The organism is Bacillus salitolerans (assembly GCF_042680805.1).
GTDB lineage: Bacteria > Bacillota > Bacilli > Bacillales > SA4 > Bacillus_CJ > Bacillus_CJ salitolerans.
The window spans coordinates 282815-295869 of record NZ_JBHUEM010000055.1 but is presented as its reverse complement, the minus strand read 5'-3'; the positions used below and the strand labels follow the sequence as shown (position 1 = coordinate 295869).

Sequence of the window (13055 nt, the reverse complement as noted above, 5' to 3'; positions counted from 1 at the left end):
AATGCATCAATGCAGATTAAGAAGCGAGTGAATAACCCATTTCTGAATCAAGAAAGTGGTACCTATATCATAGATAACTTGGTTAATTGTTACTTGTAAAAAAAAGGATATTACAGTAAGTGTATTTGAGTTACCCTAAAACTTAAAAAAAGTATTTGACATTGTACGCTTAACTTATTAAAAAAACCGAAATCTACCAGATTTCGGTTTTAGTATTTTACCTATGTTTTCTATTGCTTCATTTTCGGATCTAGTGCATCACGTAATCCATCACCCATTAGGTTAAAGCCAAGGACTGTTAGCATGAGCGCAATACCTGGAAAAATCATCGTCCAAGGTGCTTGAATAATATATTGCTTCGAATCGGCTAACATTTTACCCCACTCTGGATTCGGTGGCTCTGCTCCTAATCCTAGGAATCCTAGCGCCGCACATTCAATAATGGCTGTACCTATGGCTAATGTTCCTTGAACAATAATCGGTGACATACTGTTCGGTAAAATGTGATGAAAAAGGATTCTAGCATCCTTCATTCCAACCGCTTTGGCTGCTAATACATATTCCTCTTGCTTGACACTTAGTACCTTTGACCTGATGAGACGACCGAAGTTTGGAATGTTAATGATTGCAATAGCTATTAAAGCATTACGTAAAGATGGTCCAAGTACTGCAACCACCGCAATGGCAAGTAAGATACTTGGGAAAGCTAACATGATATCAAATACACGTGAAATGACACCATCTACCCACTTACCATAATAACCTGCTATTATGCCTAGAAGACAACCCATAACCGCTGAGCCTATTACAGCTAAAAATCCAACCCAAAGAGAGATTCTTGCTCCGTAAAGAATTCGACTTAGAATATCACGACCAAAGTCGTCTGTTCCAAGCCAATGCTCAGCAGAAGGTGGTTGTAATCTTTCTCCTAGCTTTTGATCATTAATTCCCTCAGGAGCGATAATAGGTGCAGCAAGTGCCAGGATAATAAATACAAAAATAATTGTAGCCCCAACAACCGCAATTTTATTTTTCTTGAAGTTCCGCCATGCCTCTAACCAAGGAGACACGACTTCCTCTTTTGGAACGGACTTTATTGGTGCGTCATTTCTTGCTAGTTCTGCCACTAAAATCCCTCCTTTCTATGAATATTTAATTCTAGGATCAATTAAGGCATATAGTAAATCGACAATTAGGTTGATCATAACAAAGATGAAAGCAACTACTAATATTCCAGATTGAATGACTGGATAATCACGGAAACCGATCGCTTCATAAATATAACGACCAATTCCTGGCCAGCTAAAGATCGTTTCTGTTAGAATCGCACCACCTAATAACAGCCCTGTTTGTAAACCGATTATTGTTAGTACAGGAATAACTGCATTTTTCAAAGAGTGCTTGTAAACTACCCAGAACATTTTCATTCCCTTTGCTCGAGCGGTACGAATATAATCAGAACGCATAACCTCAAGCATACTTGATCTTGTAATACGCGCAATGATTGCCATTGGAATCGTCGCTAACGCACAGGCCGGTAATACTAAGTGTTTTAGAACAGTCCCTAGCTTCTCTGTATCACCTTGTAATAAGGTATCAATAACAAACAAGTGAGTAACTGGATCCACAGGATTCATAACTGATTCACGACCAGAGGTTGGTAGCCAGCCTAGATTAATAGAAAATACCCACTGTTCCATTAACCCTAACCAGAAAATCGGGATCGATACTCCAACAAGAGCCAGAACCATTGCCGAATAGTCGAACCATGAATTTTGGAACCAAGCACTAATAATCCCTGCATTAACTCCTATAAAAATCGCAATTAGCATAGCAGCTAAGGAAAGTTCAATAGTTGCTGCTAAGTACGGCCATATCTCTTCTGTAATTGGTACACGTGTCCTTAAAGATTCTCCAAGATCTCCTCGCAATAGGTCTCCTAAGTAGGAAAAATATTGAACATGCCAAGGCTTGTCTAATCCTAGTTCCTTTGTTAAACTCTCGATCGCCTCTGCTGTTGCTAGCTGACCTAGTATAACTTGAGCTGGGTTTCCTGGTATTGCACGAATCATAAAAAACACAATAAGCGTCATTCCTAGTAAAACAGGAACTAATAATAGTAATCTACGAATTGTGTAGGCGAACATGTGAGAGTCACCTCTTTCTAAGTTTAGTATAGTAAGAAAGTAAACTTTCTTATAGCTTCATGAAGGGCTGATCGTTTCTCCTTCACGATGAGGCTTAACCCGCTTTAACGGGCAGTAAGCCCCCAGTTTAAAGGCTTCAAATGTTTCGTTGATGTCTAATTTTGGAGGCTAACTGCCCGTAAAAGCCGATCATGTGAAGTAAATCAGTCGGGGGATTGACCCCGACTGATTAAGTGATTCAGCTTATTTAAATTCAACAGTTTCTAACTTATCAGAACCAGTTGGGTGCGGATAGAAACCAGTTAGGTTCGCAGATGCTCCAAGTAATGGAGTTGAGTGAACTAATGGAATCCATGGCGCTTCGTCTTTAATGATTACTTGTGCCTGCTTATAAAGATCTTCACGTTCAGCAGCATCGTTACTTGATTGTGCCTTTGCTAACAATTCATTTACTTCAGCATTGTCATAACGTGTATAGTTGTTGCTGTCAATGTTAGAACCACCTAACAATGTATTTAGGAAGTTATCTGCATCTCCATTGTCACCAGTCCAACCAAGCATGAAGCTATCTGCTTCTCCTGCACGAGCTTTCTCAAGGTAAGTAGCCCATTCAAATGATACGATGTTTGCTTTTACACCAATTTGTGCAAAGCTAGCTTGAAGTACTTCTGCAACCTTTTGTCCGTCTGGCATGTATGGACGTGGTACAGGCATAGCCCATAGCTCCATTTCAAATCCATCTGGATAACCAGCTTCAGCTAATAATGATTTTGCTTTATCTAAATCATATGGATAATCAGCAACTTGATCATTGTATCCTTTAATGCTTGGAGGCATTGGGTTAATCGCTGGAATTGCTTGACCTCCATAGAATGCATCAATGATTCCTTGCTTATCAACCGCATGGTTTAGAGCCTGACGTACTAACTTATCTTTTAGTGGACCTCTAGTAACTGTTAAACCTAAGTAACCAACGTTCATTGAAGGACGGTTGATTGCTTGAAGGTTACCAGTAAGCTGATTTGAATCAGAATTGTTTAATCCGTCAGCTAGGTGTACTTCTCCACTTAAAAGTGCATTTACACGAGCAGAGTTATCTGGAATAGAAACGAAGATAACTTTGTTTAACTTAGGTAGACCTTCTACAAAGTAGTCAGGGTTTTTCTCAATTACAACACGTTCATTACGCTTCCACTCAACAAACTTGAAAGGACCAGTACCAACTGGATTTTCATTAAACTTATCGCCATACTTTTCAATTGCAGCCGGGCTAGCAATTGCAAATGGTGACATTGCTAAGTTTTGCATGAATGGTGCTTGAGGCTTCTTTAATGTAAATTGAACTGTTTTTGCGTCTAAAGCTTTAACTTCTTTAATAATGTGTTTCTCTTCATCACCGAATCCACCGAAAGCAGACCCATAGTAATAGAATTGATCCTTTGTTCCATTTCCCCAACGGTTGAAGTTGTAAACGACAGCGTCAGCATTGAAATCAGTACCATCATGGAATTTTACACCTTCGCGAAGAGTTAAAGTGTAAACTAATCCATCTTCAGAAACCTGCCAATCAGTTGCAAGTGATGGACGAATTGTAACATCTTGCTCACCGTAATCTACAAGTGTGTTAAAAACATTTTTTGTTACTTTAAAAGATTCACCATCAGTAGCTGTGATTGGATCTAGACTTACAGAGTCTCCACCACGACCAAATACTAACGTATCTTGAGCTGGTGTTTCTTCTTCTTTTGAATCATCATTTCCAGAAGTAGTATCTTCTGTTTTGCCAGCATCTTTGTTATCAGATGCATCTTCAGTTCCACCGCAGGCTGCTAGTCCAAGAACTAACATAAATGCCATTAACAATGTTAACCATAGCTTTTTGCTCATCTAACTTTCCCCCTATTGAATAAATTGTTCAATTGGCTATTGAACGGATTATTATATTTTAATGCTGCTATCACTCATATAAGTGACAAGCAACATAATGCCCTTCTTCAACTTCTTTCATTTCAGGTCTTACTTGTTTACAAATATCCATACAGGCATGACAGCGTGTATGGAAGGCACAACCCTTAGGCGGGTTGGATGGGCTCGGAATATCCCCTTCCAATAGCTTCGTCTCTTTCTTTAGTTCAGGGTCAGGGACTGGTACTGCCGATAGCAACGCCTCTGTATATGGATGAAGCGGCTTCGCGTAAATCTGCTCACTTGTAGACAACTCTACTATTCTACCTAAGTACATTACACCGACGCGGTCACTAATATGTCTAACAACCCCTAAATCATGAGCAATGAATATATAGGTCAATCCGAATTCCTCTTGTAAATCTTCCATTAAATTTAGTACTTGAGATTGAATCGAAACATCGAGTGCAGATACTGGTTCATCTGCGATAATGAGCTTTGGCTTTGTCATCAGTGCTCTTGCGATCCCGATACGCTGCCTTTGACCACCACTAAATTGGTGTGGATAGCGCTTAGCATGGTAGCTACTTAACCCAACAACCTCTAGAATCTCATGAACTCGTTTAATACGTTCTGCTTTATTACCAATTCCATGAACGATTAATGGCTCTTCTAAAATTCTTTCAATCGTATGCCTTGGATTAAGTGATGCGTATGGATCCTGGAATACCATTTGCATTTCACGGCGAAGTCTTCTCATTTCTTCCTTTGAGAGACTTGTTACCTCTTTATCTTCGAACATAACAGAGCCTTCAGTTGGATCTAGTAATCTAAGTAGAAGCCTACCCGTTGTAGATTTTCCGCATCCGCTTTCTCCAACTAATCCTAATGTTTCTCCCTTTTTCACTTCGAAGGTCAATCCATCAACAGCTTTGACCTCTCCGACTTGTTTACCAAATACTCCGCCCGTAATTGGGAAGTGTTTTTTTAAATCACGAACTTGCAATAGCGCTTCTGTCATTTGTAGACCCCTCCTCTTCTAGGTGAAGGAAGCACCTTACTTTATGCCCTCTACCCTCAGTACTAACTAATTCAGGGTCTTCAACTTGGCAACGGTCAAATGCATGCTCACAGCGTGCTGCAAACCTACATCCCTGCTTGATTGATCCTGGTTTAGGAACATTTCCTGGTATGGAATATAATCGTTCTTTTTTGTCTCTAACATCAGGAACTGACTTAATTAATCCAACGGTATATGGATGTTTTGGATTTTTGAAAATCGTATTTACATCTGCTTCTTCTACAATCTTTCCTGCATACATGACAACTACTCTGTCACAAACTTCTGCCACTACTCCTAAATCATGCGTAATGAGCATGATGGACGTATTCGTCTTTTTATTTAAATCCTTCATAAGGTGCAGAATCTGTGCTTGAATGGTTACATCAAGAGCTGTTGTCGGTTCATCCGCAATAAGCACCTTAGGATCACAGGCCATTGCCATCGCAATCATGACACGCTGTCTCATCCCACCTGACAATTGGTGGGGATACTCATTGATAAGTTCCTCTGCCCGAGGTAGTCCAACAAGCTTTAGCATTTGAATTGCACGATGCTTAATCATTCTTTTTCCAATTTTTTGATGGAGCTTTATTGCTTCTGTTAATTGCTGACCAATTGTAAATAATGGATTGAGTGATGTCATTGGCTCTTGAAAGATCATCGCAATCTCATTCCCTCTTATTTGACACATTCTCTTTTCAGAAGCATTTCTAAGATTTTCACCTTTGTATAAAATCTCACCTTGGATTTTTCCATTTTGTTTCGGTACAAGTCCCATGATGGAAAGTGATGTTACGGATTTTCCACTACCTGATTCTCCAACAATTCCTACAACTTCTCCCTCATTTATGTAAAAATCGATACCATCAACGGCTGGTATCTCACCAGAATCTGTTAAAAAGGAAGTTCGTAAATCTTTAACATCTAAGACTGGCTGCTGATTCATATGTGTTCCCCCCTTTTACATCTAAAACATCAATTTGTCCTGTGTGTCTATTATTACAATTTTGTGACAAAAATACTGTCGAATAATGTCGACCGTGCAATAAATGTTTCGACAATTTAGAATATAATAACAAAGACATAGACGATTTGTCTATGCCTTTTGAAGATTAATGATCTATTTGTTGGATGGAAAATAATTCAAAGTACTGTCCTTTTTGGCTCATTAGCTGTTCATGTGTACCGATTTCTTTGATTTCCCCATGATCAAGTAACACAATTTTATCAGCATGGGTAATCGTTGACAGTCTATGAGCCACAATACAGGTTGTGCGATTTTTAGCAAGCCTTGTTAACGATTCTTGAATTAAATGCTCACTTTCTAAATCTAGCGCTGAGGTTGCCTCATCTAAAATTAAAATAGGTGGGTTCTTCAAAAATACTCTTGCAATCGAAATACGTTGCTTTTGTCCGCCAGAAAGCTTCACACCACGTTCCCCTACTTTTGTATTATAGCCTTCTGGAAGGTCCATAATAAAGTCATGTGCATTGGCAGCCTTTGCGGCTTCCATAACTTCCTCATCTGTTGCATCTGGGTTTCCCATCGCGATGTTAAACTTCACCGATTCACTAAACAAAATCGAATCCTGTAAGACAAGTCCTATTTGACTTCGAAGTGATCTTACTTGAAAGTCACGAATATCATGACCGTCTAGTAGAATTCGACCACTCGTTACATCGTAAAAACGAGGTACTAAGCTAACGAGGGTTGATTTTCCTCCCCCACTCATACCAACGAAGGCAACCGTTTGACCCTTCTCTATGTTAAGCGTCACGTCCTTCAAAACAGGTATATCTGCCTCAGTGTACTGAAATGAAACTTGATCAAACTGTATGGTACCCTCAACCTTTGTAAGCTCTCTTGATGCCGGGTCATCCTCTATATCATATTTTTCATCAATAAACTCAAACACTCGGTCCATTGATGCAACCGCCTGCGTTAAAGCGGTAGAGGAATTAACAAGTCTCCTAAGCGGACTGTATAAACGATCCATGTACGCAATGAATGCAATCATCGTTCCTACCGTTAGTTCTCCTACAATGCTTTGATAGGCTGCATATCCAATCACTAGAAGTGGTGCTACATCTGTTATCGTATTCACAACTGCAAAGGTCTTCGCATTCCATTTTGTGTGCTCTAATGCCTTTAGTAGAAAATGCTGATTTTGAACATCAAACTGCTTGTGTTCATGGTCTTCAAGAGCAAATCCTTGAATAATCGGAATCCCTTGCACACGCTCATGTAAATGTCCTTGCACATTTGCCAGTGCTTGAGACCTAACTCGTGTTAGATGGCGAAGCTTACTGTAAAAATATTTAACAGAAAATCCATAAAACGGAAAGAGGATAATAGCCACAACCGTTAACATGGCATCCATAGAAAACATAATAGCAACAGCAATGACAATGGTGATCATATCAAGCCAAACGTTCATAAGTCCTGTGATCACAAACGTTTTTGTTTGCTCTACATCATTAATCACTCGTGAAATAACTTCTCCAACCCTTGTATTCGAATAATAGCGTAAGCTAAGCTTTTGCAAATGATGAAACAACTTGTCTCTTATATCGTACAATATCTTACTGCCAACCCACTGTGCATAATATTGACGGAAATATTCAATAGGTGGTCTGACAATAACAAACACAACTAACGTAATGCCCATAATCCAAAATAATTGCTCTAATTTTTCAGCACTTGTTAGATCTCCATTAATGATGTCATCCACTACATATTTTAATAAAAGAGGAATAAGGAGTGGAATGACAAATTTAAAAATACCAATAATAATAGTAAACACAATATGCCACTTATATGGATGGACAAATTGTAAATATCGTTTTACACTTCCCATAGTTTCACCACATTTCATGCAATTACCGGTAAAAAATCCTGTTGATCGACTCAACAGGATTTTTATAATTGTTGTAATAAGTACTGCTCATACCAACTATCAATAAAATCAGGAGCAAATGGACCTTTTCGTTGCCTGATCCAAAGGAGTAAGTGATCTAAGTTTTTCTTTAAAATGTGATCAATTACTTCAGGATATTTCATTTCTTGTTTATGACGCTGATATTCATCCTCATCTAAAAGTATATACGTCATGTCCGGAAAAACCTTAACATCCAGGTCATAGTCAATATATTTTAATGCTTCCTTGTCCCAAATAAATGGAGAACTTATATTACAATAATAATAGATCCCATCTTCTCTAAGCATTCCAATGATATTAAACCAATAATGGGCATGAAAATAACAAATCGCTGGTTCCCTTGTAATCCAAGTGCGACCATCTGATTCAGTTACCGTAGTCCGGTCATTTCCACCTATTACTAAGTTTTTCGTCCCCTTTAAGACAACCGTTTCCTCCCATACTCGGTGTATGCACCCATTATGTTTATAACTATGTATTTGTATCCTTTCTCCTGCCATGGGAAAACCCATTCAAACTCCCTTCTTTCATCGCCACTTTTCACAACTAAACCATATATGTATTCATTTTAAAAATACTTGTCCCCTATTCATCCCCAGGTGTTTACGAAGGACTAAATACACCACTTTGAACGAATCAGTTGAAGCCCCTATCGTCATCCAATGATGGATGCTTTCTCTTTATATATGTTTGGATATGTTTTTACTTCTTACTATTATAACGGTTCTACCTATAATTTAAAACAAAAGAGCCACTTTATTTAGTGGCTCTTCCAAATCTTTATAACGCTGTCGTCACAACTTCATTGTTTAAGTGTTTATAGGATGTAATAACCGCGTCAGTTTGTCGCTCAAAGGTAAGCTGAATTTCTCGTAATTCGACTTTCATTTTCTGTATTTCGTTCTTTATAGTGAGTTGCTCTGTCTGGTTATCTAATTCGCCAAGCTCTTTTTCAAGCTCCTGGCATCGTTCAATTTCTGATTGCAAAAACAAGAGCTTGTCCATCGTTTGAAGTTGTTGTCTGACTAACTGATCGAATTTAGACATGAAAATATACCATCCCTTTCTTTTGCCTGTTTAGTGGTTAAATTCTATGGATCATGCTGGATTCCTTTGACTTTATATGTAGACAATTAAGAAGTTTTGTCGATATGTATGTCTGCTTTGGGTTGCTGTTATATTCTTGGGCATCGCTTAGCTGGAATCATACGCTTATGCTATTTTAGAACTACTTGCAAAAACTGTTGATGTTAGGCTTCAGGACAGCTGATGATTATAATGTCGATGTTACGCTTCAGGAAGTTGATGATAAAAATGTGAAAGTTGATGATAACAATATCAAGGTTGCTGTTAAATTAAAAAGTTGATGATAAATCCAAAAAGTTGATGATAAAATTGCCAAGTTGATGATAATTTCCACATAGTTGATGATAAAATTTAAGAAGTTGATGATAAACATCGAACACCAAAGGTAAACATTCTATTTTGTCTCCGAATATATTCAAATATGTTAATAAATTTAATTTTCCAAGAAAAAAAAGCGAAAAAGCTGTATTTTTTTTTCAAAAAAGATGTCTTTTATTCAAATATTCTCTTAAAGAGGCTTCATGATGATGTTTCGATCATCACAAATCATGAAGAGGCAAAGGACAAAAAATTTGTCCACCTACCTTTACAGGGTACTTGTGTATGATCATTTTGTCCGACTTCCTATAATGGCACTTGTACATGATAAATTTGTCCACCTACCTTTACAGGGTACTTATGCATGATCATTTTGTCCGACTTCCTATAAGGGCTCTTGTACATGATAAATTTGTCCACCTACCTTTACAAGAGACTTGTGCATGATCATTTTGTCCACCTACCTTTACAAGAGACTTGTGCATGATCATTTTGTCCGACTTCCTATAAGGGCTCTTGTACATGATAAATTTGTCCACCTACCTTTACAGGGCACCTGTGCATGATAAAATTTGTCCACCTATCTTGTGCATGATTATTTTGTCCACCTTCAATGCTAGGGTTGCACCAACATGAAGAGGCACTCCTTACAAAATTGATAAGGAGTGCCTGTTAGGTGTATTATGAGTTTTTACCTTTGTTTGCTTCAGCTTGAGCGTTTTGTTGACGTACTTCTTGAGCGTTTGTCTCAGAAGCGAATTCTGCACCAAAACCACCTTGAGCAGAAGCAGCGTTTTGCTTACGAACTTCAGCAGCATTTGTTTTAGAAGCTTGATTTTTTGCCATGATTATCACCTCCAACAGAAATTAGGATGTCCGGAGGTGAAAATTTATATGCTAAAAAAAATATATTTTTTCTAAAATTGTTTAGTTACTGAATTATACAAGTAAAGAGCGACCGCCATCCACAATAATCGTCTGTCCTCTAATCATTGATGCTTCATCTGAAAGGAGGAACATCACCGTATTGACAAGGTCCTCTGGTTCAACCATTCTCCCAGCAGGAGTTTTTTGTCTGGCATCTTCAAGTAGCTCTTCTCGGTTTGGGAAATGCTTTAGAGCATCTGTATCAACGGCTCCACCTGACACCGCATTTACAACGATATTTTTAGGGGCAAGCTCAACGGCTAAATACCTCGTCAATGACTCAACGGCTGCTTTAGATACACCCACGGTCGTATAGTTCTCTAAGTACCTTATGGAGCCTAGTGAACTGAGACTGACAATTTTTCCACCATTTGATTTTTCCATGCGTTTTGCAGCCTCTTGGGCACAAAACAGCAATGCTTTACTATTAATATCCATCGTCCAATCCCAGTGAGATTCCTCAAGCTCCATTAACGGACGCAATACTCCTGATGCAGCATTACTTACAAAAATATCGAGTCTATCAAAATGTTCATCAATTTCGGCAAACATTTCTTTAATTTTTTCAGGTTTTCCTACATTCGCCTTAATGACAACGGCTTTTCTTCCTAGAGCCTCAATTTCTCTTGCTGTTTCCTCTGCCGCTGATTTACTACGAGCATAATTTACAATAATATCGTAGCCCTGCTTGGCTAATCTTAAAGCTATGGCTTTTCCAATACCACGACTACTACCAGTCACTAGTGCAACTTTTTGTGTCATTTTTCTATCACTCCTTTATTATCAGTACATATTTTACCGTTTTTTTTGGAAAACCCCAAATATTACTTATTCCTGGCATGCATATCAAGTATAAATAAGAAGAAACATAGTAATGACTTCCTTCGAGAGGAGCTATGTATATGTATGTAGGACGCGATATGACCGAATTATCTATGATGTCGAAAACGGACTGGAAGGATAATGAACTAGCCTATTTCCACCGTTCGTTTCAACAAATTGTTCCTTATTTAAACGCTGAGGGTCAGACCATACACCGTGAGATCGTCGAAGAAATCGAAGCAAGAGGCGGAATGAAGCGTAATGAGGCCGATTGGACGCACGGAACAAGAGTTCAATATGATTAAATCATTTTAGAAGCGAAAACAAGCCATCCTAAATGGGTTGGCTTGTTCTATATTCCTTCCACAATTTCTGATGGGAAACAGGAAAGGCATATGATTCTAGCTCATCGATTGTGACAAGCTTCAGTCTTTCGGTTTCTTTAACATCCCCTTCAATCACACCGGCATAAACTGTCATGTTCCATGTTAAATGAGAGAAGGCATGCTGAAGTGTACTAACAATAGCACCGATGCTAGCTTCTACTTGGAATTCGTTAAAGATAAATTCCTGGAGCTGGTTAGTTGGTAACGTGAGCCCCTTTAATACTTCCACATTAGGAAACTCCCATAGCTTTGCTAAGAGTCCCGTGTCTGCACGTTTATGAATAAGGAATTTATCATCTTTTGTTTTAAGGATACCGACTGCAATCGGAATATCTTTTACAGAGGTTTTTTTAGTTTTTACAGGCAGCTCTGATTGGGTACCGTCCAAAAAGGCTTGGCAATGTTCCCTAACAGGACATAGTAAACAAGAAGGAGATGTAGGTGTACAAACAATCGCTCCAAGTTCCATAAGTCCTTGATTGAAAAAGGAAGGATTTGTTTTGCTTATGATTTCTCGAATAATATCCTCAAACGTTTTTCTTGTCTTTGGCTTAGCAATATCCTCCCAAATCGAAAGGATGCGAGATAATACCCGCATTACATTTCCGTCTACCGCTGGTTCAGGTACACCGTATGCAATACTCAAAATTGCCCCTGTTGTATAAGGCCCGACTCCTTTTAATTTTGAGATTTCATCTGCTGTATTCGGAACAATTCCGTCATAAGCCTCGTGGACCTCTTGAACAGCAGATTGGAGATTTCGAACACGTGAATAATAACCAAGACCTTCCCACGCCTTCAGTACCTTCTCTTCGTCCGCAATTGCTAAGCTTTCAATCGTTGGAAATTGCTCTACAAATGAAAGAAAATACGGAATGACGGTATCTACTCTCGTTTGCTGAAGCATGATTTCAGATACCCATACCTTATACGGATCTTGATCCTTTCTCCAAGGTAAGTCTCTTTGCTCTCTTTCAAACCATGAAATTAAATCGGTTTGAAAACCTTCTATATTAAAGTCATTTATATATTCATACGATTTCAACTGTTTCCCCTCACGATGCATCTATACAATAGAATTTTTTCTACTTCTATTGTACCTTAACCGCATGAATCTGGATATTTTGAATTCCACCTTCTATAAATTGGTCAAGTATCCCAAAAATGGTATGACACGTTTTAGCTCTTATTTTTTTCAATGCCACGTAATGGGAAATGGTTGGCAATAAAAAGCTTTCAATGTATTTACTGTCTCTTTCCTCATGAAACCAATTGATTTGGTCTGCGCCAAATGTAGGTAAAAAACTTAGTACATTTTTCATCTGTTGTTCATATTGATGAACATGTGAAGACTTTACCTTATATTCAATAAAAATACGAACCGACATGTGCTATTCTCCTTTTTGAAACTAAAGTTTTTGTGCATATTAATAATACCTTACGTTGTTACACATACTTCTTT

Annotated in this window: 13 protein-coding genes; 1 reads left to right on the top strand and 12 read right to left on the bottom strand. The window is 38.4% G+C overall.

Features of this window, described 5'->3' with window-relative positions:
• Positions 1–230: 230 nt before the first annotated feature.
• The 10 genes from nikC to fabL all read right to left on the bottom strand — a co-directional run bounded on the left by nikC (position 231) and on the right by fabL (position 11147).
• Positions 231–1127 carry a nickel transporter permease gene (gene nikC / locus ACFSCX_RS24785; RefSeq protein WP_377930946.1) on the bottom strand — a complete coding sequence of 299 codons (897 nt, stop codon included), beginning with the start codon at positions 1125–1127 and terminating at the stop codon, positions 231–233.
• A gap of 15 nt (positions 1128–1142) precedes the next feature.
• Positions 1143–2147 (bottom strand): ABC transporter permease, encoded by a 1005-nt coding sequence (locus ACFSCX_RS24780; RefSeq protein ID WP_377930945.1) that lies wholly within the window; start codon positions 2145–2147, stop codon positions 1143–1145.
• A gap of 243 nt (positions 2148–2390) precedes the next feature.
• The gene (locus tag ACFSCX_RS24775) at positions 2391–4034 is read right to left on the bottom strand and encodes an ABC transporter substrate-binding protein (RefSeq protein WP_377930944.1); all 1644 of its coding nucleotides are present in this window, start codon (positions 4032–4034) and stop codon (positions 2391–2393) included.
• A gap of 70 nt (positions 4035–4104) precedes the next feature.
• Positions 4105–5073 carry an ABC transporter ATP-binding protein gene (locus tag ACFSCX_RS24770; RefSeq protein WP_377930943.1) on the bottom strand — a complete coding sequence of 323 codons (969 nt, stop codon included), beginning with the start codon at positions 5071–5073 and terminating at the stop codon, positions 4105–4107.
• A complete protein-coding gene (locus ACFSCX_RS24765) occupies positions 5045–6061 on the bottom strand; it encodes an ABC transporter ATP-binding protein (RefSeq protein WP_377930942.1) in 1017 nt (338 codons plus the stop codon). Before ACFSCX_RS24765 ends, ACFSCX_RS24770 begins: the two co-directional genes overlap by 29 nt.
• A gap of 166 nt (positions 6062–6227) precedes the next feature.
• Positions 6228–7973, bottom strand: coding sequence for an ABC transporter ATP-binding protein (locus ACFSCX_RS24760; protein ID WP_377930941.1), 1746 nt, complete (start codon positions 7971–7973; stop codon positions 6228–6230).
• 62 nt (positions 7974–8035) lie between these two features.
• On the bottom strand, positions 8036–8566 hold the full coding sequence (ntdP, locus tag ACFSCX_RS24755; protein ID WP_377930940.1) for a nucleoside tri-diphosphate phosphatase: 531 nt from the start codon (positions 8564–8566) through the stop codon (positions 8036–8038).
• A 268-nt stretch (positions 8567–8834) separates the two neighbouring features.
• Positions 8835–9101 carry a YgaB family protein gene (locus ACFSCX_RS24750; RefSeq protein WP_377930939.1) on the bottom strand — a complete coding sequence of 89 codons (267 nt, stop codon included), beginning with the start codon at positions 9099–9101 and terminating at the stop codon, positions 8835–8837.
• Between the two features lie 1038 nt (positions 9102–10139).
• Positions 10140–10304: a gamma-type small acid-soluble spore protein gene (locus ACFSCX_RS24745; protein WP_377930937.1), complete on the bottom strand. Its 165-nt coding sequence runs from the start codon at positions 10302–10304 to the stop codon at positions 10140–10142.
• A gap of 93 nt (positions 10305–10397) precedes the next feature.
• On the bottom strand, positions 10398–11147 hold the full coding sequence (fabL, locus tag ACFSCX_RS24740; RefSeq protein WP_377930935.1) for an enoyl-[acyl-carrier-protein] reductase FabL: 750 nt from the start codon (positions 11145–11147) through the stop codon (positions 10398–10400).
• Positions 11148–11287: 140 nt separating this feature from the next.
• On the opposite strand from fabL, the gene ACFSCX_RS24735 reads away from it, so the two are divergent.
• Entirely contained in the window at positions 11288–11512 is a 225-nt protein-coding gene (locus tag ACFSCX_RS24735) for a hypothetical protein (RefSeq protein ID WP_377930933.1), read from the top strand.
• Between the two features lie 28 nt (positions 11513–11540).
• Here the strand turns inward: ACFSCX_RS24735 and mutY are convergent, their stop codons facing one another.
• Together mutY and ACFSCX_RS24725 are read right to left on the bottom strand one after the other, a co-directional pair.
• A complete protein-coding gene (gene mutY / locus ACFSCX_RS24730) occupies positions 11541–12659 on the bottom strand; it encodes an A/G-specific adenine glycosylase (RefSeq protein ID WP_377930932.1) in 1119 nt (372 codons plus the stop codon).
• A gap of 25 nt (positions 12660–12684) precedes the next feature.
• Entirely contained in the window at positions 12685–12981 is a 297-nt protein-coding gene (locus ACFSCX_RS24725) for a hypothetical protein (RefSeq protein ID WP_377930931.1), read from the bottom strand.
• Between the last annotated feature and the right edge of the window lie 74 nt (positions 12982–13055).